Source organism: Staphylococcus schweitzeri, assembly GCF_002902405.1.
GTDB lineage: Bacteria > Bacillota > Bacilli > Staphylococcales > Staphylococcaceae > Staphylococcus > Staphylococcus schweitzeri.
This window is the reverse complement of sequence record NZ_PPQS01000042.1, coordinates 79,586-105,340: the sequence shown is the minus strand read 5'-3', so window position 1 is coordinate 105,340 and position 25,755 is coordinate 79,586. Positions and strand designations below refer to the sequence as shown.

Genomic DNA, 25,755 nt, shown 5'->3' with positions numbered 1-25,755 from the left:
TTATACTTACACTTTATTCTTACGGTAAATAATATATCTGCGATTTATATATGTCAAAGGTACACTCCAAACATGTACCAAACGTGTGAATGGCCAACAAGCCATAATAGTGAAACCTAACAATATATGAATTTTAAATGCAATTGGTACACCACTCATCAATGACGCATCCGGTTTTAATATGAATAATTGTCTAAACCAAATTGACAATGAAGTTCTGTAATTAAAATCTGGATGCTGCACGTTTGTTACTAATGTTGCATAACATCCCATAAATACAATAAGTAATAATAGGAAATTAACAAATATATCAGACGCTGAACTTAATCTTCGAATGCTTTTTGTAGTTACACGTCTCGCTGTTAATAAAAACATACCTAACAATGTAATTATACCAAAGATACTCCCTATATAAACAGCTCCTATATGATATAAATGCTCAGACACACCCACTGCATCCATCCATGATTTCGGTATTAACAATCCAACTACGTGTCCAAAAAACACTGGAATAATACCTAAGTGAAATAGCAAACTTCCCCACATCAATCTTTTTCTTTCTATTAATTCACTAGATTTAGCTGTCCATGAAAATTTGTCATAACGATAGCGTGCAATGTGACCTGCGACAAAAACAACTAAGCATAGGTATGGAAATATAACCCACAAAAATTGATTAAGCATGATGTTTCACTCCTTTTGGTGATGTCAAACATAGTTTTAATGTTTTTCTTAGCGCTTGAATCACATAAGCATATGGATTGTTATCTTCGCCAAGTGCATTCGCCATAACATACGTGCCATCTTCAATAATCATAATAATCAATTGTATATTTTCTTCAGCCCTTGGATCATTTCGCCATTCTGCTACTTGTAAAAATTGCAACATCAACGGTAGATAATCAGAAAGTTCATTGTCTACCATTTCTAATCCAAACATTTCATATAATACCTTTAATTTAGCTAACATTTGCCCACGTTCTTTTTGCGTATCAAATTTGTTATATGTCATATATAATGGTGCTTTTTTCGTAAAATCAAATGTATCTGTATAAATCGCTTTGATTTCTGATAATGAAAATGTCAGCATTACATTTCTATACGCTAATAAATCTTCGTATGCTGGATGGTCTTTCGTAATTGTTTCTTCAAAAGTTTTTGGATGAAAAGTTAACTTTTCTGGAAAACATAACTGTTGTGCCATATATCCAAAACTTTCTTGATATTTTTTAAAATTATCGAAATTAATCACGGAAGATCCCTCCATAGAAATTCTCATTATAAATTTCTTGACCAGTTTTTCCTGAACCTACTGCAACACCACAACCTTCACAGTTATCTCCAAAGTGTTCGCCACCGTAGTTATATCCCGTACTACCTTGTGCATGATACGTATCTAGATAAGTTTCTTTATGCGATGTTGGAATAACAAAACGATCTTCATATTTGGCTAGTCCTAATAAACGATACATATCTTCAGTTTGACGTTCAGTTAAACCTAATCGTTCTAAACGCGATGTATCAAATGGTTGTTGTGTAACTTGAGATCGCATATAACTTCTCATCATTGCCATTCGTTGCAATGCTTCTTTTACTGGTTCTGTATCTCCAGCAGTGAAAATATTCGCTAAATACTCAATTGGTAAACGCATTTCTTCTATTGCTGGGAAAATAGCATCAGGATTTTGATTTGTATTTTTCCCTTCGAAATAGCTCATTATAGGGCTAAGTGGTGGACAATACCAAACCATCGGCATCGTTCTAAATTCAGGATGTAATGGAAATGCTAGTTTATATTCAATTGCTAACTTATAAATTGGTGAATTTTGTGCAGCTTCTATCCAATCGTAACCAATACCATCTTTTTCAGCTTGAGCAATCACTTCTTCATCGAATGGATTTAAAAATATGTCTAATTGCTTTTCATATAAATCTTTCTCATCTACAGCAGATGCTGCCTCATGTACTCTATCCGCATCGTATAGTAAAACACCTAAATAGCGCATGCGTCCCGTACATGTTTCGGAACACACCGTCGGCATCCCTGCTTCAATTCTCGGGAAACAGAAAGTACACTTTTCAGCTTTATTCGTTTTCCAGTTGAAGTAAACTTTTTTATATGGGCAACCTGTCATACAGTAACGCCAGCCACGACATGCGTCTTGGTCAACTAACACAATGCCATCTTCATCACGTTTATACATTGCACCTGAAGGACATGATGCAACACAACTTGGATTCAAGCAATGTTCACATAAACGCGGTAAATACATCATAAATGTTTCATCAAATTGGAATTTAATATCTTCTTCGATTTTTTGAATATTAGGATCTTTTGGACCTGTAACATGACCGCCTGCTAGGTCATCTTCCCAGTTAGGCCCCCATTCAATTTCAATGTTATCCCCTGTAATTTCTGAATATGCTCTAGCAACAGGCGAATGATTCCCTGATTTCGCTGTTGTTAAATGTTCATAATTATAATTCCATGGTTCATAATAATCTTTAATTAATGGCATATCTGGGTTATAGAAAATTTTACCTAATGCAATCTTTGAAATTCTACTTCCAGATTTTAATTCCAGTTTCCCTTTACGATTTAGTACCCATCCACCTTTGTAATGTTCTTGGTCTTCCCAACGTTTCGGATACCCTACACCTGGCTTAGTCTCTACGTTGTTAAACCACATGTACTCAGCGCCTGGACGATTCGTCCAAGTGTTCTTACATGTCACACTACACGTATGGCATCCTATGCATTTATCTAAATTCAATACCATCGCAACTTGCGCTTTAATCTTCAAGCCAATTAACCTCCTTCATCTTTCTAACTGCTACATATAAATCCCTTTGGTTCCCAATTGGTCCATAATAGTTAAAATGATAACTAATTTGTGCGTATCCCCCGACTAGTTGCGTTGGTTTCAAATGAATTCTAGTCGGCGCGTTGTGTGAGCCTCCACGTGTATCTGTAATTTCTGATCCAGGCGTTTGAATATGTTTATCTTGCGCATGATACATAAACATTGTGCCTTTAGGCATGCGGTGTGAAATAACTGCTCTTGCAGTTACGACGCCATTACGGTTATAAACTTCTAGCCAATCATTATCTTGAATATCATGTTTTTCAGCATCTTCATTTGATATCCAAACGGTTGGCCCACCTCTAAATAATGTCAACATATGCTTATTATCTTGATACATTGAGTGTATATTCCATTTACCATGTGGCGTTAAGTAACGTAGTACTAAAGCATCTGTGCCACCTTTAATTTTCTTATCTCTATTACCAAATACCATTGGCGGTAATGTTGGTTTGTATACTGGTAAGCTTTCGCCAAACTGTTGGAAAACTTCGTGATCAACATAATAACTTTGACGACCAGTTAACGTTCTAAAAGGCACTAGACGTTCTATATTAGTTGTAAATGGAGAGTAACGTCGACCTTGCTTATTAGATCCTGGAAATACTGCTGTTGGTATCACTTCACGTGGTTGTGAAGTTATATTCAAAAATGAAATTTTTTCAGCAGCACGCTCACTAGAAATATCTTTTAATGGCATGCCAGTTTGTTCTTCAAGATCTTCATATGATTTTTGTGATAACTTCCCATTCGTGGCAGATGAAATATTTAATATCGCATCAGCTACATTACGTGCTGTATCAATGCGTGGACGATTCGTTCTCACAGAATCATCATTTGTATCACTCCACGTACCTAACATACTTTTTAATTCTTCATATTGTTCACTTACACCGAAACTTACACCATGTGCTCCAACTTTTCCTTTTTCAAGTACAGGACCAAGCGTGACATACTTATCATAAATTTTAGTGTAGTCACGTTCTACGATTGCGAAGTTAGGCATTGTACGGCCTGGTACCGCTTCGATTTCACCTTTAGACCAATCTTTCACTACGCCATATGGTGTTGAAATTTCTTGTTTTGTATCATGACTAAGTGGTGTTGTCACTACATCTTTAAACGTTCCAGGCAAATAGTCTTTTGCCATTTCTGAAAATGCTTTTGCTAACGTTTTATAAATATCCCAGTCTGAACGTGATTCCCATAATGGATCAATCGCTGGATTGAATGGGTGTACATATGGGTGCATGTCTGTAGATGACAAATCATGCTTTTCATACCAAGTCGCTGCCGGCAATACAATGTCAGAATATAAAGGTGTTGCTGTCATTCTGAAGTCTAGAGAGACCACTAAATCTAACTTACCTGTTGTTTCTTCACGCCATGTGATTTCTTCTGGTTTATCATCTTCATTTGGTGTAGCTAATAAACCAGATTTTGTGCCAAGTAAATGCTTCATAAAGTATTCTTGACCTTTTGCAGAACTTGAAATTAAGTTTGAACGCCATATAAATAATGATTTCGGATGGTTCTTTTTCAAATCAGGATCTTCTATTGCAAATTGCGTTTGCTTTGATTTCACTTCATCAATAGCACGTTGTAAAATTGCCTCGTTTGAATCTATGCCTTCATCTTTGGCTTCTTCCGCAAACAATAAGCTGTTTTTATTAAATTGTGGATATGATGGTAACCAGCCAAGTCGAGCTGCTAACACGTTGTAGTCAGCTGGATGCTGATGTTTTAACTCCTCTGTTTTAGCTAATGGAGATTTTAAACGATCTACATTAGACTCTTCATATTTCCATTGGTCTGTCGCAAAGTAGAACCAACTTGTTCCATTTTGTAAACGTGGTGGTCCTTGCCAGTCTTTCGCAAACGCAACAGTACTCCATCCTTCTATTGGGCGACATTTTTCTTGCCCTACATAGTGAGCCCAACCACCACCATTCACACCTTGACAGCCACATAACATAACTAAGTTTAAGATTGATCGATAAATAGTATCTGAATTAAACCAATGGTTAATACCTGCGCCCATGATAATCATTGAACGCCCTTCAGTATCGATAGCATTTTGCGCAAATTCTTTAGCTACTTGAACGACGACACTTTGTTTTACGCCTGAAATTGCTTCTTGCCAAGCAGGTGTATATTTTGATTCTGCATCGTCATAACCTTTAGATTCTAATTCATGATTAAAGCGGCGAACGCCGTACTGACTCGCCATTAAGTCAAAAATTGTCGTAATTCGAACTTTATTACCATTTGCTAAAGTGACTTGTCGAGTTGGAATTGGACGTTTAAATATGCCATCACCAGCACTATCAAAGTAAGGGAATTGAATTGTTTGTAGTTCGTAGCCACCTTCTGTCATTGATAATGTAGGATTAATTTTAGAACCATCTTCTGTTTCTAGTGTTAAGTTCCACTTCTTACCTTCTTCCCAACGTTGCCCCATTGTGCCATTAGGTACGACTAGATTGTTACTAATCGTGTCGTGGATAACCGGTTTCCACTCACCTTGTTCTGTCGTTTGTCCTAAGTCGCTTGCTCTTAAAAAGCGCCCCGCTTTATATCCATTTTCATCTTCATCTAACATAATGATAAATGGTATATCTGTATATTGTTTGGCATAATTTATAAAACGTTCATTAGGTTGATTAACATAATATTCTTGTAAAATAACATGAGTCATTGCTTGTGCGATTGCCGCATCCGAACCAGGGTTTGGTGCTAACCAATTGTCAGCAAATTTCACATTTTCAGCGTAATCAGGTGCTACCGAAATAACTTTTGTTCCTTTATAGCGGACTTCTGTCATAAAATGTGCATCCGGTGTACGTGTTAAAGGCACATTAGAGCCCCACATAATAATATATGATGCGTTATACCAGTCACTTGATTCAGGTACATCTGTTTGTTCTCCCCAAATTTGTGGAGATGCCGGTGGTAAATCTGCATACCAGTCATAAAAACTAAGCATTTCACCACCAAGTAAATTGATGAATCGGGCACCTGCTGCATAACTAATCATTGACATCGCTGGGATTGGTGTAAATCCTGCGATTCTATCAGGCCCATATTTTTTTATTGTATACAGTAATTGTGCTGCGATAATATCCGTAACATCTTTCCAATTTGAACGCACATGTCCACCCATACCACGCGCTTGCTTATACTGTTTCGCTTTATCTTCATTTTCTACAATAGAAGCCCATGCAGCGACACGATTACCATTGTTTTCTTCTAATGCTTCAGTCCATAAATCCCAAAGTTTCCCTCGTATATATGGATACTTGATTCGAAGTGGACTATATTCATACCAAGAGAATGATGCACCACGAGGACAGCCTCTTGGCTCGTATTCAGGCATATCCGGTCCACAACTTGGATAGTCAGTTTGTTGATTTTCCCAAGTAATGACACCGTTTTTCACAAAGACTTTCCAAGAACATGATCCTGTGCAGTTAACGCCATGTGTTGTTCTAACTTCCTTATCATGACTCCAGCGTTCTCTATACATTTTTTCCCATTCTCTACTTTTGCTTTCAAGGACTGACCAATTCCCATTAAATTTTTCTGTTGGCTTAAAGAAATTCAATCCAAATTTTCCCATATTTATATCCTCCTACGTATAACAATACGATGTGTAGATGTCGTGTTTTTAATTACTATAAAATGCCCAAGACTATTGCTTTAATTAGATTGTACATTTTTTCACAAACGTAAAATATTAGGGAATCACCTAATTACTCAAGGATTTTCCCTATCAATTACGGTAATTCACTAAAAAGCGACACAATTGAATCAACTATGAGTCATTGCAAAGACGAAATCATCCATTTTAATGCAACGACAAATAAGGCTTCAACACGAATATCTTTACTCGGTTAAAACCTTATCTATACATTTATGATGAATGTTATTAATGCATTAATTCTGTAATAGTGTGCTCACAATCAGCTGAAATATATGCTACATTTTCTTGTTGTTTGATAAATGCATCATAGTAAGCATGTTGTGATGGATGATATGGACCATTTGACATGTCAGATGGATTGACTATGCATCCATAACCTTTTTCATATAAATCTTCACAAAGCATGAGCGCGTCATGTTTAGAACCACTTACAACGTAAAACTGCTGCGTAGAATTAGATGTTGCATGGGCATTTTTTGTATAACCAACAACATCTCCAACAATACATATCCCTGGCTTTGCATCAATTGAATAATGTTGTAATTTCTTTAGGATATTACTTAAACGTCCCCTAACAACAAATTCATTAAAGCATGATGCTTGAAACACGATAGCAATTGGATAATCAATATCTGTATACTGTTGTATCTGTGCGATAATTTTTCCTAAACGCTTGACACCCATATATATTGCCAATGTACCCCCATTTACTAAAGCGTTGACATCTACTTCATTTTCTTCTGAATCTTTAAAGTGTCCTGTCGAAAATGTAACGCTTTTAGCAACAGCACGCATTGTCAATCCTGTTTGCATAGTAGCAACTGCAGCACTCGCAGATGTCACACCAGGTACAATTTCAAATGCAATATTAAACTTGTTTAGCGTATCAACTTCTTCTTGAACTCGCCCAAATATCGCTGGATCGCCACCTTTAAGTCTAACAACCTTGTTATAACGACGCGCTGCTTCCACGATACAGTCATTTATTTTTTCTTGCTGAATATGTTTTGCATACGGCTTTTTCCCAACATCTATAATCTCAGTTGTTGGTTTCGCATATTGTAAGATTAACGGATTCACTAATCGATCATATAAAATGACATCCGCTTCGCGTAGTAAACGCTCTGCTTTTTTAGTCAAATAGTTAGGGTTACCTGGGCCCGCACCTATCAAGTAAACCTTACCATAACCATCTACAGACATATATATACGTTCCCATCTGTAACTTCTACTTCATATACATCTACACAACCTTCATCAGGTTCTTGGACAATACCTGTATTTAAATCAATCTTTTGATCATGAAGTGGACAGAATACATACTCACCACTAACTGTCCCCTCAGATAATGGGCCTTGTTTATGCGGACAAATGTTATGAATCGCATGAATTGTACCACTTTCCGTTAAGAACAATCCTATTTCTTTACCTTTAACAATAACCTTTTTACCAATTAAGGGTGTCAATTCGTCTAAGGTTGTGACTTTAATTTTCTCTTTTGTTTCCATGTATTACACCTTCTCCACTTCAAAGATTTTTCGTGCTTGAGCATTGCTAGTTATTGCTTCCCATGGTTCTGCTTCGACCGCTTTTTTAGCATCCATAATACGTTCAAATAATTCGTTTTGTCTTTCCGGATCAAGCAACACTTCTTTGACATTTTCAAAACCTAATCTTCTTAACCAAGGTGCTGTTCTTTCAGCATAAATGCCTGTTTCTCTATAATATTGCATTAAAGCACCACATAATTTAATTACTTCGTCTTCAGTTTCTACTGTTGTTAAAAATTCTCCCTTTTCAACTTCTGTACCACCATTGCCACCGATATAAATTTGGAATCCATTTTCAACAGAGATAATACCAAAATCTTTCACACCGGATTCTACACAACTTCTTGGGCAACCTGACACACCCATTTTAAACTTATGAGGAGTGTCAATGTATTCAAATGTTTTTTCTAAACGAATACCAAGTCGTGTCGTATATTGTGTACCAAATCGACAAAACTCTTTGCCGACACAACTTTTCACGGAACGTGTTTTCTTACCATAAGCTGATGCCGAGCGCATACCTAAATCATCCCATACAAGAGGCAATTCTTCTTTTTTCAATCCATATAATCCAACACGTTGTGAACCAGTTACTTTAACCAATGGTACGTTATATTTTTTAGCTACTTCTCCAAGACGAATAAGTTGATCTGCATCTGTAACACCACCACGCATTTGAGGTATAACAGAAAAGGTGCCATCATTTTGAATATTCGCATGATAACGTTCATTTGCAAATCTTGATTCTTTTTCATCCTCATGATCATGCGGATAAACCATATTTAAATAATAGTTAATCGCAGGTCGACATTTTGGACATCCACCTTTATTTTTAAAGTTTAAAACATGTCGAACTTCTTTAGATGTTTTTAAGCCTTTCGCTCGTATTTGTGTTACGATTTGATCACGTGTCAAATCAGTGCAACCACATATACCAGCTGGTTTTGCAGCAACAAAATCATCACCAAGTGTATGTTGTAAAATTTGCCCAATTTGTGGTTTGCATTTACCACATGAATTACCAGCTTTCGTTTTAGCTGTAATTTCTTCCACTGTTGTAAATCCATTTTCGGTAATAGCTTTTACAATTGTCCCTTTATCAACACCGTTACAACCACAAATCGTTTCATCATCTGCCATATCCGCAATTGATGTTGTTGCCTCTTCACCGCCTTTAGTGAGTAACGATACGAGTGTATAATCTTCTATCGATTCGCTTTTTTTCATCATGTTATAAAAGCGAGAGCCATCATCAATGTCACCATATAACACTGCACCGACTACATTGCCATCTTTTAAAAATACTTTTTTATAATTATTATCAACACTATTAAATATTTCAATCCCTTTAATTCCGGCATTTTCAACAATTTGACCAGCACTATACAAGTCACAACCAGAAACTTTTAATGATGTAAATGTAGTTGATCCTTTGTAGCCATTCGTTTCTTTATTCGTTAAATGATCTGCCAATACTTTACCTTGTTCATACAATGGCGCAACTAGTCCATAAACTTTGCCATTATGTTCTGCACATTCACCGACAGCAAATATATGATTGTCACTTGTTTGCATCACATCATTGACAACAATACCTCGATTAACGTCTAAACCTGCTGTTTTGGCTACTTCTGTATACGGTCTAATACCGACTGCCATAACAACTAAGTCTGCAGGAATCTCGCGTCCATCAGCTAATTTAACACCTTCAACATCATCTTCACCTAAGATTTCAGTCGTATTCGCTTGCATTTCAAACTTCATACCTTGTTTTTCTAAATCAGCTTTAAGCATGTTACCAGCTTTACGGTCTAACTGCACTTCCATCAACCACTCAGCTAAATGTAATACTGTCACTTCCATACCTTGATCTAATAAACCACGCGCACATTCTAAACCTAATAAGCCCCCACCTATTACTATCGCTTTCTTTTTCGTTTTAGCAATATCCATCATTTTTTCAGTATCATCAATAGTTCTCCAACCGATAACACTTGGTAATGTCGAACCTGGAACAGGAATGACAAATGCCTTAGATCCTGTCGCAAAAATCAACTTATCGTATACTACTTCAATACCATTAGCAGTAGTTACTGATTGATTCTCTCTATCCACTTCTACTACGGGGTCATTTGTAATTAACTTAATATCGTGTTCCTCATACCACTCATAAGGATTCATAATTGTCTCTTCAACAGTCATTTTATTTTGTAAAATATTTGAAAGCATGATGCGATTATAGTTAGGATAAGGTTCTTTACCAATTACTGTAATATCATATAAATCGTTGGCACGCTCTAATATTTCTTCGATTGTTCGAATGCCCGCCATACCGTTACCAATCATTACTAGTTTTTGCTTTACCATAAAATATGCCCCTTTACTACATAATATTTATTTCAAAAAGGTTTTAATGTCTCGTTTGTGCTTTTATATTTTTATTGGAGTTATTAAGTTTTCTAATCTATCTTTAATTATTCGCTTTAAAATTGGATCAAAGTTAATTGAAGGTGTCATGTGTATATCTGCGCTAATAGTCATGTCATTAATTTGCTGCCTTACTTTATTGACAAGTCGCCCGTCATATAAAAACAAAGGTACGACAATCAATTTTCGATATTGTCTAGCAATATCCTTTAAATCATGCATAAAACTAATTGAACCATAGAGCGTTCTCGCATAAGTTGGGTGATTAAGCTGCAACGTTTGGACACAGGCTTGTAATTCGTCATGTGCTTTTGTAAACTTGCCACTAATATTGCCATGTGCAACAACGACAATACCTACGTGTTGTTCTTCATCTCCTAGCGCGTCTTCAATACGTTGCATGATAATTTCTGTCATTAAAGGGTGTGTACCAAGTGGTTCGCTAACTTCCACCGTTATGCCTGGATACATTTGCTTCATTTCATGAACGATATTTGGTATATCTTTGAGGTAGTGCATCGCACTAAAGATAAGCAATGGTACTATTTTAAAATGTACAACCCCATTTTGAATCAACGTCATCATTACTTTTGCTAAATCCTGATGCTCACTTTCTAAAAATGCAATATCATAGTGATGTATATCATCTTTTACTAATTCAGAAATAAATGCTTCTAATGCTTGATTCTGTCGCCCGCGCCTCATGCCATGTGCAACAATGATATTCCCATTCACGTTTACCAACCCTTTCACACGTATTGTATACCAAATCACTTTATTTTTGTGAAAAGAATCACATTATAATGTAAAATCAGGGAATTCCCTGATGCCTGTAGTCATGCATATTCCTTATACATTTTTTATATTTCCTAAAATAAAAGGCGACCAATATATTAACACTTACTCAACATTCATTTGAGCAAGCATCAACACATTGGTCGCTTGTAGTGTATGTGATTATCTTAAAATGGTGGTTGTCCTAAGACAGATTCTTCAAACCGTTCAGGAATAAGAACTTTACGCATGATAACACCTAAATCACCATCATCATTCTCATGTTCACTATAAATTTCGTAGCCTCTTTTTTCATATATTTTAAGTAACCATGGATGCAATCTAGCAGATGTACCTAAAGTTACTGCAGCTGCCTTTAACGTGTCTCGTAAAAATGTTTCTTCAACATAAGTAAGCAATTGACTGCCATAGCCTTGGCCTTCATATGCCGGATTAGTCGCAAACCACCAGACAAAAGGGTAACCAGAAATACTTTTTAAACTGCTCCAAGGATATCTAACTGTAATGGTAGAGATAATTTCATCGTCAATAGTCATGACAAATGTAGTATTTTTATCTATGTTTTCTTTAACAGCATCTATATCTGCGTTGACTGAAGGCCAATCAATACCTAGTTCTCTTAGAGGTGTAAATGCTTCATGCATGAGTTGTTGCAACTTTTCTGCATCTTGTTCACTTGCGAGTCGAATCATTGTTTTTGTCATATTAGTCCCCACTCTTTTTTATGATGATTTAACCGTATTTTGTTTTTAAAATAATTATCCATCAAAGTGTACCAATAAATTTATCACATGTCAGAAAGGATGCTTCATATGAATACACCAATACTCGCATGAATCATATTAAAATTTACTCTCTAAACGTAAAAAACCATTCAAATACATGAATGGTTTAGAAGGATGATTCATTTCATTGTAACGCTATTTAACCACTATATCTTATTTATTGTTGCTCTAAACGATTACGCTTACCATTTAAGAAAGCATAAACGAGACCTACAAAAATACCGCCACCGACAAAGTTACCTAAGAAAGCAAAAACGATATTTTTTAAAACGTGTAACCATGAAACTGCATCAAGGTTAAAGAATACCATGCCTGCGTAAAGACCTGCATTGAACACAACGTGTTCATATCCCATGTATACAAAGACAACAACACCACAAGCTATGAAAAATGCCTTTGTTAAGCCGCCTTTGAATTGCATAGAAATGAAAATACCAATATTAATAAAGAAGTTACAGAAAATACCTTTTGTAAAAATATTCAACCATGTCGAATCAACAGTCTTTTTCTGAACTAAAGCTGTTAAAGCTTGTGTCATTTCAGGTGTCATGACATGTGCAAATTTCATTAAGAAAAATAGTACAAACCCACCTAAAATATTTCCTAAGAAACAATATAATAAAATCCAAGTCATCTTCTTAACAGAAACGACTTTATAATACCAGCCTACTGTAAAATACATGAAGTTACTTGTTAATAATTCAGAGTTAGTTAATACAACTAAAATCAAACCTAAACTAAATGCAATGGCTCCCATTAAATTGATGAGCCCATCTACATGAGTACTCGCAAACTGTGTCTTTATTCCGAACATAAATACGGTAACGATTGAGAGTAAAAATCCTGCCATCATTGCTTTAAGCATGTATCGGCCAGGTGTTTGCTGTACCATTACTTGCTTCATCTGTACTGAAGATGATATTGAATCAACAATTGCGCCTGTTGAATATGTATCTTCAACTGTTTTCTTATTTTCTATCACAGTACTTCCCCCATTTACTTTGATCAAATAAAATTCACTTTCTAATTATATTAGTAAATCAATGTAATTGATAGATTAAATTTCAGAAAAATCTTTTTATTGTCTCAAATATGTAGTTTTCTTTCATAAAAGCAGCGAGATAAATCGCGTGATTGGCTAATACCTTTGTACTTTAAGATATTACGACGCTCATTTTATCTCGCTTTGTTATCAAGCTATTTTTTATATTTTTTTAAGTTTGAAAAGAAATGTAAACCGTAGGCAAATACACTGTAACCAATTGCAGTTCGTAAAATAAACCTTATCCCTTTATTAGGTACACATTTTGACGTTACTGAAATAGAAGATAATAGTGTTGTAAAAATATATAATATTAAAACTTTGATATAACGTTCTACCATTGAATCATCCCTCATTTTTATAATATTACAAGATTATTATAAACCGAATGAAACAAAAAAGTTTTTACATATTTTCAACAACTTTATTTCAATAATGCATCAAGTTGATCTAAAGTTTGATTCATTCCTTCTTCAACACCCATTTCAATTACTTGTTGAGCTGCTTCTTTCGTTGGAAATGTGGAAATAGATGTCACAGTCGTCTCGGTTTTACTAGTTTCTGAAAATGATAAAGTTATGTTCATACTTGGCATTTTAGTATCTTTGTTGCCCTCTGATGTTGCAAATGAGTCAATGTATTCAATTAAATATGGGCGTTTAACCGCTTCGTATTCTACTAACGTATAGCTCGTCAGTGCAGGTGTTTTAATTGCATAAAATGCATCGCCACCAGTAATTGCATTAAAGTGAAATACTTTTGTGTTAGCTCCTTTTGGATGAAACCATTTTTCAAATAATTCTTTTTTAGTGTAAGCATCAAATACCTTTTCTATTGGCGCTTGTATCGTTCTTGAAAAAATAATTTTATTATCTTCAACTTTAATCGTCATCTACTCACTCCCTATTTTATATTTACTCATCTTAACATGCATTGAGTGATATATGTTATCAAATCATTTGTTAGAAACTATGGTAATATTAATCATTCCCTCTATTAAAAATGATAACTACAAAATAAAAAAGCACACTTTATTCAGCTATTAACAGCTGAATAAAGTGTGTAAACCTATTGAATTAATGTGCTAACATTTCTTCTTTAATTTGGTCTTTATTTAATTTTGAAGGATAGTACGTTGGCCAGTTATCCATTTCTTTTAATAACGCGTCATTATCATTACCCATGAAGATATGGAAGTGTTCTGCCTTTTTAGGCGCAATGTTGTGATCGCTAAATTGGATGAATTTCGGTAAATCTTTATCATTACCATCTACCAATTTAAACATAAATCTTACACCACGATTTCCTTTAGGATATTTCAATATTTTCTTACCATTGTATTCATATTTACCAGTATGTTTCTTACCATCTTTAGTAAATGTAATTTCATTTCCTTTTATATCAATGTTAGAAATATCAGTTTTATATCCTTTGTCATAATAAGCTTTTAAATCTTTTGCAGATTTCTTAGGATCATTTTCAGCTTTATGTTCCATTACTTCATCAAGCGTACCATCTTTTAAATATGGGTAAACAGATTGCCATTCACCAGCATAGTCGCTAAGTTCACGGTCTTTAACTTGTTCATCTTTAAAATAACCATCAGAAATCGCTTTGTCATGTTTACTTTCAGCTTTGTCGTCTTTCACTTTAATATCACTATCTAAAGCTTTGCCGATATTTTCAATATTTGTTTTCATTAATGATTGATAAGTGATGTTATCTTTTTTCTGTTGTTCTTTATTTAAAGATTCCATGTTATAGAATTTTAACGGTTTTGCATCTGTTTCTTTACGAATGGTTTCAGTCACTTTATTCGCTACGTTATCTTCATAAAGAATATATTTAGCATTACTATCTCTAATTTCTTTAACAATTTTCGTTAATTCTTTTTGTGATGGATCTTCAGCATTCATATTTTGAATACCTTTTTGTACAAAACCATAACGATCAGCTAAGTATCCGATTGATTCATGCGAAATGAATACCGCATTACCTTGCTTATCTTTTGTAACTTGCTTCATATCATTATCAAGTTTTTTAAGATCGTCGTTTAATTTTTTATAATTTTTCTCGTAATCATCTTTATGTTTTGGATCTTTTTTCACTAACTCGTCTTTAATTTCTTTAGCGAAAGTTTGGTTAATTTTAGGATCTAACCATATATGTGGATCATATCCGCCATGATGATGATGTTCCTCTTTTTCATGATCATGCCCCTCATGTTCATGTTCTTCACCATGCTCATGCTGATCAGTTAAAAGTTTTGATTTATCTAATTTATCTTCTAAAGATAACTTCTTATCTTTATCTTTGATTGTTGATGCTACTTTCTTAGCAACTGGATCTAAATTATCCCCTGTATACATAAACAAGTCTGACTTACTTGCACTTAAAATGTCTTTTTGCGTTGGTTCATAACTATGTAAATCTGTTCCTGCTGGATAGATTGACGATACTTTTACGTGTTTCCCACCAATTTGCTGTGCAAATGATTGTAATGGGTACACAGTCGTTTTAATAGTTACCTTACCATCTTTATCCTTCCCATCATCATTCCCACATGCTGCTAATGATAAAGTAATGGCTGGCACAAGAAGTAACATACCTAATTTCTTTTTCATAGTCACCCTCCTAAATAGTAATCTTTACGTTTTAAAATTATATACTCATGCTACTTAAAATACAAGCACTGTTTTTACAAATAATATAAAATCGAATCATACTTTAGGTATTTACCACCTTGCAATATATCTAATACATGACCATTGTACACATATGATACTGAAAGCTTTATTGTATTTACGAACGTCATAATGTAAAAAAAGACAATCTCTATCATATTGCTAATAGAAATTGCCTTATCATATTGTCCTAAAATAACTTACCCTAATTTTATAGTGTGATTTTTAGATTTAATAATGGTATTTACATGAGGCTATTTTTATATGATTGCCATCTACTGTATAAACAAGTCTATGTTCGTGATTGATACGTCTACTATAATACCCAGTCAGATTCGATTTTAACTTTTCAGGCTTACCTATACCTTTCAATGCACCATTTCTGTCGATACTTTTAAGTAACTCATTAATCTTCTTCACCATTTTTTTATCGTTCTGCTGAAAATACTCATAATCTTCAAAGGCTTGAGGCGAGAACGTAATATTTAACCTAGTCATTATACATTTATATCTTTCGTTACAGTTTTGCCACGTTCTAGATCTGCAATTGATTGAGCTAAGTGTTCAGCATTGTTTGGGTTCTGTTGAAGGTAAAGTGTTTCCATCATGGAGTTATAATCTGATTCTGACATGATTACTACGTTTTTATCATCAGTAGATGTTACAGTTACCATATCACTATCATCATTTACTTTTGTCATAAGTGCCTTTAAATTCTGTCTAGCGTATGAATAATTTTTAATAATCATATTTATCTCCTCCTTTTAACACATCTCAATTGTACAAATATTTGTACAATAAAACAAGAGATACAAAAAATTACTAACCAAGATTTTGCACGGGGATGAATCAATACCTATCCTATACTAATTCCCTACTAAACAATGTTTACAAAGTAATTTTCACCTATTTAAACTTCATACATTAAAAAGACAATCTCTATCATATTGCTAATAGAAATTGCCTTATTATATTGTCCTAATAAATTGATATCACTTACTCATCTCAACAATTAAGACTATTTAATTTTATCTTTTAATAACTTCTCATAATTTTCATAATCATATGGATCTTCGACTTTTTCACCATTAATAAATGCAGTTGGTGTCGTTTTTATATGATTATCTTCAGCTATTTTTTTATCTTTCTCTGCAGCTTTCCAAGACTTGCTATCTTTCGACTTGTAATCTTTTATAATTTTATTTTCCGTCTTTTTATCTAAATGAAGATTTTTAATTTGTTTATCTAATACTGCCTCTGTTAACCATTCTTTATTTTCATCTTGTTGCGCAGCAAATAGTTGCTTTTGAAAATCTAAAAATGATTTAGGTGCGTACATCAAAACTGCATGACTCGCACGCGAACCTACTATTGAATCTTTACCTAAGAAAGCTAAATTTACGAATTGATATTCCGCTTTGTGGTTATCTATATAATGTTTTCTTAATTTCGGCATAACCTTTTCGTCTAATTCTTTACAATAAGGACATTTATAATCCCCATAGATGACAATTAATGGCTTACCACTTTTCGTAGATGTCGTTGCTGATTCTTTTTTAGCGCAAGCTGTTAAAACTAACATGCTTACAATAAGTATAGTTATTAATTTTTTAGTCATAGTTACTCCTATTCATAGACTAGTTTCTTATATTTTCCTCTTGATAATCTGCTTCTTTTTGTTGATAGTATCGTCTAGAATCAAAATCCTTTTTATATGTCACATGTTTACCACTAAAATCGTAAGCAAAATAATGTACTTCATCATCATTACTCAACGGTTTATATGCTAAAATGATGATTTTATCCTTATCGTAGACATAAATATTAGCATCTTTGCGTTCAAAATGATCAACACGATCACCATTGCCATTTTTAGCTAGTTGCTCTTGCTTCTGATTTTGAAGTTTAACTGCTTCATCTATTTCTTTCACATATTTATCTTTACCGCATCCCACCATAAAGATAAGTAATAAAAATATTGTTATTACCAATCGCTTCAATACATCCACTCCTAATTTCATATCCAACTAACTTTCAATATATTTATTACTATACACCGTCTAACATCAACGCGCTACAACAACTGTTATGCATTTATTATAAAACAACAAATATATAATTGTTATGTATACTAACAAAAAATTATATTTAATTTTGCATGTGTGTTTACAATCATTTTTTGATAAAATGAAATAATAGCATTATTAATAAATTGAAATTTTGCAGTTCTATTCAGAGAGGGTAGGGATAAAAATGGACTTTGTAACTTTGACTTCAGAAGAATTCAATGAATTTACAACAAAGTATTTCTCACATTACACACAATCAGCTATTCATTTTGATAATCGAGTTGATTTAAAACGTGATGTGCATCTAGTGGGAGTTAAAGATGACAGCGGAGAAATAGTAGCAGCCTGCTTATTAACAGAGGCACGTACACTTAAGTTTTTCAAATATTTCTATACACATCGTGGACCAGTGATGGATTATACAAATCAATCATTAGTCTCATTTTTCTTTAAATCACTAACTTCATATTTGAAGAAACAAAATTGTTTATATGTACTTGTAGACCCATATTTAATTGAAAACTTACGTAATGCAGATGGCGAAATTATTAAATCTTTTGATAATCGCGCATTCGTCAAAATAATGTCATCATTAGGTTATAAACATCAAGGCTTTTCAGTTGGTTATGATTCGATGAGTCAAATTCGCTGGTTGTCAGTATTAGATTTAAAAGATAAATCAGAAGAGCAACTATTAAAAGAAATGGATTACCAGACACGACGTAATATTAAAAAAACATATGATATTGGTGTAAAAACAAAAACATTAACGATTGATGAAACACAAACATTTTTCGACTTATTCCATATGGCTGAAGAAAAACACGGTTTCAAATTCCGAGAGTTACCATACTTTGAAGAAATGCAAAACTTATATGGTGAGCACGCTATGTTAAAGTTAGCTTATATTGATTTGAACGATTATTTAAAGACTTTGCAATTAAAACAACAGCAATTAGCTGCTGAACTCTCAGGTGTTGAAGAAGCGTTAAAAGAGAGTCCTAATTCGAAGAAAAATAAAACAAAACGTACACAGTTAGAACAACAGCTAAATAGTAATAAGCGTAAAATCGACAATACAATCGAACAAATTGAACAAGATGGTGCAGTGTTAAACTTAGCCTCCGCATTGTTCATCTATAATAACCATGAAGTTTATTATTTATCGAGTGGTTCAAATCCTAAATATAATGCTTACATGGGTGCTTATCATTTGCAATGGGAAATGATTAAATTTGCCAAAGCGCATCATATCGATCGTTATAACTTCTATGGTATTACCGGAGACTTCTCAGAGTCTGCTGAAGACTACGGTGTACAACAATTCAAAAAAGGTTTTAACGCCCATGTTGAAGAGTATATTGGTGATTTTATTAAACCAATTAAACCAATGTTTTATAAAGTTCAACAGTATTTAAATCACAAACGCCATTAGTAGATTAATATGTTGTCTCGTAAACATAACAAAGAACCACACATCATGTTCATGGCAAATTCGCCATATTAACATAATGTGTGGTTCTATTTTATTAATCTTCATTTATTACATTTAAAAAACGTCTTAATTCTTCTGTTTTCGGACGATTGAATATATCTTCAGGTGCCCCTTGTTCTCCAATCATACCTTCGTGAATAAATACAATGTTATTCGATACTTCTTTAGCAAAACGCATTTCATGTGTCACAATGACCATTGTCATACCTTCATTTGCTAAATCTTTAATAACCTTTAAAACGTCATTCACAAGTTCAGGATCAAGTGCAGATGTTGGTTCATCAAATAACATCACTTTAGGGTTCATCGCTAATGCTCTCGCAATTGCAACACGTTGTTGTTGACCACCTGACAATGCATGTGGTCGTTGATCTTTAACATGTGTCAAACCAACTTTTTCAAGTAATTCCAGTGATTTTTCTCGTGCTTCAACCTTTTTCATCTTTTTAACGGTAATAAGGCCTTCCATTACATTTTCTAATGCAGTCTTATGAGGAAAAAGATTATAACTTTGAAATACCATACCAGATTGTTTACGAACTTCTATTTGTGATTTTTTGTCTTTAGATGTATATGTTTTGCCGTTAACATAAACAGTACCTTCTGTTGGAATTTCTAATGCATTAATCATACGTAACAATGTTGTTTTACCAGAGCCTGAACGACCAATTAAAGTTACAACCTCACCTTTATCAACAGATAAATCAATTCCTTTGATTACTTCAACATCATTAAATGATTTATGGATATTGTTCAATTGAATCATGAGCGATACCCTCTTTCAATATAAGATTCATAGATACCTTGGATAATTGAAATAATAAAGCATACCACCCAGTACATTAGCGCTACTAACACATAAATTGTTAAATATTCATATGTTGTAGACGCAACTTCTTGAGCTTTTCTAAACATTTCTGCTACTAAAATAAATCCTAGTAATGATGTATCTTTGATTAAACTTAAAAATGTATTTCCTAAAGCAGGAATAGAAACTCGAATTGCCTGCGGTAAGATAATACGTTGAACCGTTTGACGATATGTCATACCAATGGAATAAGCCGCTTCCGTTTGACCTTTAGGTATCGAAATGATACCACCTCGAATAATTTCAGAAGCATAAGCACCTACATTTAATGATAATCCAATGATAGCAGCAACCACAGGTGCCAATGTCCATTGATTGTCTGCGTCATTTGTTAGCAATCTACCTAATTCAGGAATACCATAAAATATGATAAACAATTGTACTATCATTGGTGTGCCTCGAATAATTGATACATAGACACGTGCAATACTTCTCAAAACTTTACTCGTTGAAATTCGCATCAATGCTGTAAATAATGCGATAATCAATCCTAATACAAATGTAACTAATGTAATTGGAATAGAATATTTTACTAAACCTTCGAGCATTGGCCCGAAAGCTTGTTTTGCAGCATCAAGTGCATGTAATTGTTCACTATTTAGATTTAGAAACATCTTGACCAAACCATTTCTTACCTATTTTAGCTAATTCACCGTTTTCCTCGATTTTTTTCAAGCCATCGTTGAATTTTTGAACTGTTTTGTCATCTACTTTTTTAGAAAATGCAAATGCAGATTTACTTTGTTCAGCATTACCTTTAATAGCTTTGATCTTAGCATTAGGTTTTTGTTTTTTATAATCTAAGTATGACAGACTATCATTAAATGTACCATCAACACGCTTAGACAATAATAAATCCATTGATTGATTAAAGCCATCAACTTTTGTAATATCAGCACCTTTGTCTTTAGCTAATTTACCGTAATTAGACGTAAATGTTTGTGCTAATTTCTTATCTTTAACATCATCAAAATCTTTGATATCTTTCTCATTTTCACGAATAACTAATACAGCACTAGAAAATGTGTACGGTGTTGAAAATTTATATTTCTTTTCTCTATCTGGATTAATACCAACTTGGTTCGCAATTACATCAAAACGCCCTGCATCTAGTCCTGCAAACATTGAATCCCAAGATGTTTCGTTAAATTTAAGTTTCAAACCTTCTTCTTTCGCCACTGCCTTAATAACATCGATATCATAACCAGTTAATTTACCATCTTTATCATGGAAACTAAATGGTGCATAAGTTCCCTCAGTGCCAACATTAATTGTCTTACTATCTTTACTAGCTTCCTTGTCTTTTGACGAATCATTACCACATGCAGCTAGTACGAAAACAAAAGCTATTATCACAAATAAAAGTCTTTTCATAGAATATATCTCCTTATTCTTATTATTCTAATCGGAATAAAAATATTTTAATCTGAAACGCGAGATAAGTCAATATGTTGAACTTTTGTTAAAAAGCGTTATATAGCTAACAACTTATCTTTATTGCTGTTGATCAACCTCTTTTTTCTTTCCTTGTAACATAAATGAACAAAAGAAACTAATAACTGTGATTAACATAGCAAATAAGAACCCGGCATGATAGCCATGTAACATAGAATCAATTTTAATTTGATTTATCATTTCGACTTTATTCAATCTGTGATAGTCCGATATATTAGGGGAAAAGTTTTTACTAGCATGAGATAAAATAGTAATTAAAATTGCTGTACCAATTGAACCAGAAATTTGCTGTACAGTGTTAGTCATAGATGAGCCATGTGCATTCATTTCAGGTGTCAGTTGATTCATTGTATGTGCCATAACCGGAATTAGTCCTAAAGCTATTCCCACCATTCTTATTGCATATACTGTTGCTAACATAATCGTAGATGTATGCTCATCCATGACTACAAAATAAGCAGTCGTAATAACTACAATAGACATACCTACTAATGCCAATTTTCTCGGGCCGAACTTTTCGTATAGCGCCCCTGAAGTCATTGACATAAATGCCATTACAATAGCACCAGGTAATAATGTCAAACCAGAATCTAAAGCTGAACGATTCAGTAAGTTTTGTACAAAAATTGGTAATATTGTTTCTGATCCAATCATCGAGACCATAGTGACACCCATAATAATAATACCAACAGTAAATTGTTTATTTTTAAATACCCCAAAATTCAACAATGGTATCGTTAAACGGTATTGACGCAATACAAATAATGCAACGAGTACAATACCACCAATCATTGCAATCAATACGATTAGATTATCAAATCCTTTTTCAGAAATTGAACTTGTACCGTATAACAATCCACCGAAACCTAGCACAGATAAAATAATAGAAAGCATATCTATAGGCACTTTGACATTTGTACCTACATTTTTAACTGTTTTAAAACCTACTAAAAACGTAATCGCTGCAATTGGTGCGACAACGTGAAATAATGAACGCCAATTTAAATATTCGACTAAATATCCAGATAAGGTCGGCCCAATAGCTGGAGCTAAACCAATCACTAGACCAAAAATCCCCATATATTTACCACGTTCATGCGGTGCGAAAATATCTAAAACTGTAGTCATCATTAGTGGCATCATAATTCCTGAACCTAATGCCTGAATAATTCGTGCGATTAGTAAAATTGAAAAATGTGGGCTAAATCCGCCAAGCAATGTCCCCACAAAAAAGATTAATATACCAACTAAAAATACTTGTCTTGTTGTATAACGTTGTATCACTAGTGCTGATAATGGAATAACAATCCCATTAGTTAATAAAAATGCTGTAGTCAGCCATTGTACTTGAGTATAAGAAATATCAAAATCTTCCATAATACTTGGTAAAGCTGTTACCAATAATGTTTCATTAAGTAATCCAAAGAAGCCGCCCATTAACATTGTTATAATCATCGTAAGCTTTTGTTTCTTCGACATTTAAATATATCCCCCCTCATTGCCTAAAATATATCCCGCAATTTTTAGACATTCGGCAATTATACCTATTTTTCAATAAATAAGCACGTCTTTATTCCAAAATTCACATAAAACGTAATGATTACTATTTACATTTAGATAATAATGAGGCATAATATATATACAAGGAGGGATAGAGATGAAATTAGATTTACAGACTGCTCGTCGTAATTTAAATAGCCCTAACATTAAAACAAGAAAGCGTGCTTTGAAAATTATTAAACAACATAAAAGAGCGAAATAATTGTTTTAATTTGACTATATTGTATATCTAACTATATTTTCGAGTATCCCTAGCTCGTCAATATATTTAACTCTATACTTACTATTTCCTTACATTACTTCACATATTTAAGAGCTGCATATACACTCACTCCTTGTGTACATGCAGCTCTTTTTTATAGGTAATATTTATCTATAACTTCTAAATCATCTGTTAATTCATAAACAAGCGGGGCACCTGTTTTAATTTCGTAGTTAATAATATCCTCATCAGAAACATCTTCCAAATATTTAATTAATGCGCGAATAGAATTTCCATGTGCAGAAACTAATACTGTTTGACCATCTAATAAGTATTGCGAAATATGATCTGTCCAAAATGGAATCACACGTACCAACGTATCTTTAAGGCTTTCTGAATATGGCATCATGCGCTTGTCTAAATGATTGTAACGACGATCAGCTAAGTAAGCTTCACGTTGTTCTTCAGTTTCTGCTGGCGGTTTTACATCATAAGAGCGGCGCCAAATGTGAACTTGCTCTTCACCAAATTCTTTCCTAGCATCATCTTTATTTAAACCTTGCAATCCACCATAATGACGTTCGTTTAGGCGCCAGCTTTTGTATACTGGAATCCATTGTTGTTTAGATTCAGTTAAAATATAATGCGTTGTATCTAAAGCACGTGTTAGTAATGATGTAAATGCTACATCAATAGCAATATTATTTTCTCTTATTTTTTCTCCTGCTCTAGTAGCTTCATTAATACCTAGTTCAGATAAATTAACATCTTCCCATCCAGTAAATAAATTTTTAGCATTCCATTCGCTTTGTCCATGTCGACATAAAATTAATTTTGGCATAACTAATAACCTCTTTCCTTTTATCTTAGGATGTTATTCTGGAAAAACTGAAATGATTTAAATTTTGTAATGAATCTTATGGTTTACTTTAAGATCAAAAATTTAAACCGATAGTTTATAGATATAGAATACATAAATTCTATTACCCATTTTCATTTATTTAATTCATAAACAAATAACTTCCTATTAACAAAACATATTATACACCTTTTCATTTTAATTTTCTAAGATTCTAAAAATATTTTTAGGTTACCCTAATTAAAACGGAAAGAAAAACACTTCAATAGATACAATTGTATCTATTGAAGTGTTTAAACTTTATAAATGATCCGGTTCAGGATGTACATATACTGAAGATATACCTTGCTTATGTAAATGATGTTCAACTTTATCACAAATTTGATGCGCTTCTACTAAAGATAAACGCGCATCCACAACAATTGTTACATCGATAAACACACTACTTCCGTGATATCGTCCTTTAATACTTTTAACATCTTGTACTTCATCAACTTCTAAAATATCGTTGCGATACTCTTCTAATTCTGTCTCGTTAAATCCATCACTCAACATAAATATGGCTTCCTTAAAAATACCGAAACCTGTATAAACAATTAATAAACCTAAAAGTGTGGCCAAAATAATATCGACAATTGGAAAGCCTATTTGTGTAAATATTAATCCAATTGCTGTTCCGATACTAACTAAACTATCAGATAGATTATCTTTTGCAGCTGAATTTAAAGAACTACTTTTCGTCTTTTTCGCTAAGCGTTGATTAATAATAAAAACAGCCAACATAACAAGACCACTGATTAAACTGATAATAATTGTTATTGCATTTGGCACAACATCATCTTCTTTAAATAGACGAGGTCCATTTTGAATAACTACCTGGATACCGACAAACATAATAACGAATGACACTAACAATGAAGATATATTTTCAGATTTCAAATGACCATATGGATGATTTCTATCAGCTGGTTTAATAGAAATTTTTAATCCAATGATAACTGCTAAAGATACAATAATATCTGTCATATTATTTAATGCATCTGCTCTAACTGCTGCAGAATTAAAGACAAAACCTGTCACATATTTAACTATGGATAAGATAATATATACGGTTAAACTTAAATAAGCACCACGTTGTGCCAATTTAAGATTTTCACTATGAGACATGTGTTGAACCACCTTGAATTAGTATAGTAACAATATTATGAATGATTCATTTTAAATTTACAACGTTTTTATTTTTTATAAATTTTTATAAAATTAATCTAATTATTTCTTTAGTATTCCCTAATAATTTTTTTAGCCTTTCTGCGAATTTTATGAGCTAGAAAGGCTTATGCATTAGTAGCGAAGCTATCTAATGCGTTCCTCTATTTTCTGCGAATTTTATGAGCTAG

26 protein-coding genes are annotated in these 25,755 nt (G+C 33.4%); 2 read left to right on the top strand and 24 right to left on the bottom strand.

Annotation, left to right across the window (positions count from 1 at the left end; genetic code table 11):
• Window positions 1-6: 6 nt before the first annotated feature.
• The 18 genes from narI to CD116_RS09680 all read right to left on the bottom strand — a co-directional run bounded on the left by narI (window position 7) and on the right by CD116_RS09680 (window position 17,850).
• On the bottom strand, window positions 7-684 hold the full coding sequence (narI, locus tag CD116_RS09765; protein WP_047549838.1) for a respiratory nitrate reductase subunit gamma: 678 nt from the start codon (window positions 682-684) through the stop codon (window positions 7-9).
• Window positions 677-1,252 (bottom strand): nitrate reductase molybdenum cofactor assembly chaperone, encoded by a 576-nt coding sequence (gene narJ / locus CD116_RS09760; RefSeq protein WP_047549841.1) that lies wholly within the window; start codon window positions 1,250-1,252, stop codon window positions 677-679. Before narJ ends, narI begins: the two co-directional genes overlap by 8 nt.
• The gene (narH, locus tag CD116_RS09755; protein ID WP_047425826.1) at window positions 1,245-2,804 is read right to left on the bottom strand and encodes a nitrate reductase subunit beta; all 1,560 of its coding nucleotides are present in this window, start codon (window positions 2,802-2,804) and stop codon (window positions 1,245-1,247) included. The genes narJ and narH overlap by 8 nt, the downstream gene beginning before the upstream one ends.
• Window positions 2,794-6,483: a nitrate reductase subunit alpha gene (locus tag CD116_RS09750; protein WP_047549844.1), complete on the bottom strand. Its 3,690-nt coding sequence runs from the start codon at window positions 6,481-6,483 to the stop codon at window positions 2,794-2,796. Before CD116_RS09750 ends, narH begins: the two co-directional genes overlap by 11 nt.
• A gap of 309 nt (window positions 6,484-6,792) precedes the next feature.
• Entirely contained in the window at window positions 6,793-7,770 is a 978-nt protein-coding gene (gene cobA, locus CD116_RS09745; RefSeq protein ID WP_047549847.1) for a uroporphyrinogen-III C-methyltransferase, read from the bottom strand.
• A complete protein-coding gene (gene nirD, locus CD116_RS09740) occupies window positions 7,761-8,075 on the bottom strand; it encodes a nitrite reductase small subunit NirD (RefSeq protein ID WP_000448227.1) in 315 nt (104 codons plus the stop codon). Before nirD ends, cobA begins: the two co-directional genes overlap by 10 nt.
• 3 nt (window positions 8,076-8,078) lie before the next feature.
• On the bottom strand, window positions 8,079-10,484 hold the full coding sequence (gene nirB / locus CD116_RS09735; RefSeq protein ID WP_047549850.1) for a nitrite reductase large subunit NirB: 2,406 nt from the start codon (window positions 10,482-10,484) through the stop codon (window positions 8,079-8,081).
• A gap of 63 nt (window positions 10,485-10,547) precedes the next feature.
• Window positions 10,548-11,279, bottom strand: a complete 732-nt coding sequence (locus CD116_RS09730) for a sirohydrochlorin chelatase (protein ID WP_047549853.1) — start codon at window positions 11,277-11,279, stop codon at window positions 10,548-10,550.
• A gap of 227 nt (window positions 11,280-11,506) precedes the next feature.
• Window positions 11,507-12,043, bottom strand: coding sequence for a GNAT family N-acetyltransferase (locus CD116_RS09725; protein WP_047549856.1), 537 nt, complete (start codon window positions 12,041-12,043; stop codon window positions 11,507-11,509).
• A 238-nt stretch (window positions 12,044-12,281) separates the two neighbouring features.
• A complete protein-coding gene (locus tag CD116_RS09720; RefSeq protein ID WP_000572040.1) occupies window positions 12,282-13,106 on the bottom strand; it encodes a formate/nitrite transporter family protein in 825 nt (274 codons plus the stop codon).
• 215 nt (window positions 13,107-13,321) lie between these two features.
• The gene (locus tag CD116_RS09715) at window positions 13,322-13,507 is read right to left on the bottom strand and encodes a hypothetical protein (protein WP_047425811.1); all 186 of its coding nucleotides are present in this window, start codon (window positions 13,505-13,507) and stop codon (window positions 13,322-13,324) included.
• 83 nt (window positions 13,508-13,590) lie between these two features.
• Window positions 13,591-14,058 carry an SRPBCC family protein gene (locus CD116_RS09710; RefSeq protein WP_047549859.1) on the bottom strand — a complete coding sequence of 156 codons (468 nt, stop codon included), beginning with the start codon at window positions 14,056-14,058 and terminating at the stop codon, window positions 13,591-13,593.
• A 184-nt stretch (window positions 14,059-14,242) separates the two neighbouring features.
• A complete protein-coding gene (gene adcA / locus CD116_RS09705) occupies window positions 14,243-15,790 on the bottom strand; it encodes a zinc ABC transporter substrate-binding lipoprotein AdcA (RefSeq protein ID WP_047425807.1) in 1,548 nt (515 codons plus the stop codon).
• 291 nt (window positions 15,791-16,081) lie between these two features.
• On the bottom strand, window positions 16,082-16,348 hold the full coding sequence (locus CD116_RS09700; RefSeq protein WP_047549868.1) for a Txe/YoeB family addiction module toxin: 267 nt from the start codon (window positions 16,346-16,348) through the stop codon (window positions 16,082-16,084).
• Window positions 16,348-16,599 carry a type II toxin-antitoxin system Phd/YefM family antitoxin gene (locus tag CD116_RS09695; protein ID WP_047549871.1) on the bottom strand — a complete coding sequence of 84 codons (252 nt, stop codon included), beginning with the start codon at window positions 16,597-16,599 and terminating at the stop codon, window positions 16,348-16,350. Before CD116_RS09695 ends, CD116_RS09700 begins: the two co-directional genes overlap by 1 nt.
• Window positions 16,600-16,760: 161 nt before the next feature.
• Complete coding sequence (locus tag CD116_RS09690) at window positions 16,761-16,841, bottom strand: hypothetical protein (RefSeq protein WP_224757351.1); 81 nt, start codon at window positions 16,839-16,841, stop codon at window positions 16,761-16,763.
• A 27-nt stretch (window positions 16,842-16,868) separates the two neighbouring features.
• Window positions 16,869-17,468, bottom strand: coding sequence for a DsbA family protein (locus tag CD116_RS09685; protein WP_047549875.1), 600 nt, complete (start codon window positions 17,466-17,468; stop codon window positions 16,869-16,871).
• A 19-nt stretch (window positions 17,469-17,487) separates the two neighbouring features.
• On the bottom strand, window positions 17,488-17,850 hold the full coding sequence (locus CD116_RS09680; RefSeq protein ID WP_047425801.1) for a DUF4467 domain-containing protein: 363 nt from the start codon (window positions 17,848-17,850) through the stop codon (window positions 17,488-17,490).
• 253 nt (window positions 17,851-18,103) lie between these two features.
• Here CD116_RS09680 and CD116_RS09675 point away from each other — a divergent pair, with 253 nt between their 5' ends.
• The gene (locus tag CD116_RS09675; protein WP_047549878.1) at window positions 18,104-19,354 is read left to right on the top strand and encodes an aminoacyltransferase; all 1,251 of its coding nucleotides are present in this window, start codon (window positions 18,104-18,106) and stop codon (window positions 19,352-19,354) included.
• Between the two features lie 94 nt (window positions 19,355-19,448).
• Here CD116_RS09675 and CD116_RS09670 read toward each other — a convergent pair whose 3' ends face one another.
• From CD116_RS09670 to CD116_RS09655, 4 genes are all read right to left on the bottom strand, one after another.
• Window positions 19,449-20,180, bottom strand: coding sequence for an amino acid ABC transporter ATP-binding protein (locus CD116_RS09670; protein WP_047529873.1), 732 nt, complete (start codon window positions 20,178-20,180; stop codon window positions 19,449-19,451).
• On the bottom strand, window positions 20,177-20,896 hold the full coding sequence (locus CD116_RS09665; RefSeq protein WP_047425796.1) for an amino acid ABC transporter permease: 720 nt from the start codon (window positions 20,894-20,896) through the stop codon (window positions 20,177-20,179). Before CD116_RS09665 ends, CD116_RS09670 begins: the two co-directional genes overlap by 4 nt.
• Window positions 20,877-21,656, bottom strand: coding sequence for a transporter substrate-binding domain-containing protein (locus CD116_RS09660; RefSeq protein WP_031787176.1), 780 nt, complete (start codon window positions 21,654-21,656; stop codon window positions 20,877-20,879). Before CD116_RS09660 ends, CD116_RS09665 begins: the two co-directional genes overlap by 20 nt.
• Window positions 21,657-21,776: 120 nt before the next feature.
• Window positions 21,777-23,216 (bottom strand): MDR family MFS transporter, encoded by a 1,440-nt coding sequence (locus CD116_RS09655; RefSeq protein ID WP_047549881.1) that lies wholly within the window; start codon window positions 23,214-23,216, stop codon window positions 21,777-21,779.
• Window positions 23,217-23,394: 178 nt separating this feature from the next.
• Between CD116_RS09655 and CD116_RS09650 the strand changes: the two genes are divergently transcribed.
• Window positions 23,395-23,499: a putative metal homeostasis protein gene (locus CD116_RS09650; RefSeq protein WP_000762708.1), complete on the top strand. Its 105-nt coding sequence runs from the start codon at window positions 23,395-23,397 to the stop codon at window positions 23,497-23,499.
• A gap of 154 nt (window positions 23,500-23,653) precedes the next feature.
• On the opposite strand, the gene CD116_RS09645 is transcribed toward CD116_RS09650, so the two are convergent.
• Together CD116_RS09645 and CD116_RS09640 are read right to left on the bottom strand one after the other, a co-directional pair.
• Window positions 23,654-24,340, bottom strand: a complete 687-nt coding sequence (locus CD116_RS09645) for a 2,3-diphosphoglycerate-dependent phosphoglycerate mutase (protein ID WP_047425786.1) — start codon at window positions 24,338-24,340, stop codon at window positions 23,654-23,656.
• Between the two features lie 318 nt (window positions 24,341-24,658).
• Window positions 24,659-25,525: a cation diffusion facilitator family transporter gene (locus tag CD116_RS09640; protein ID WP_047529867.1), complete on the bottom strand. Its 867-nt coding sequence runs from the start codon at window positions 25,523-25,525 to the stop codon at window positions 24,659-24,661.
• Between the last annotated feature and the right edge of the window lie 230 nt (window positions 25,526-25,755).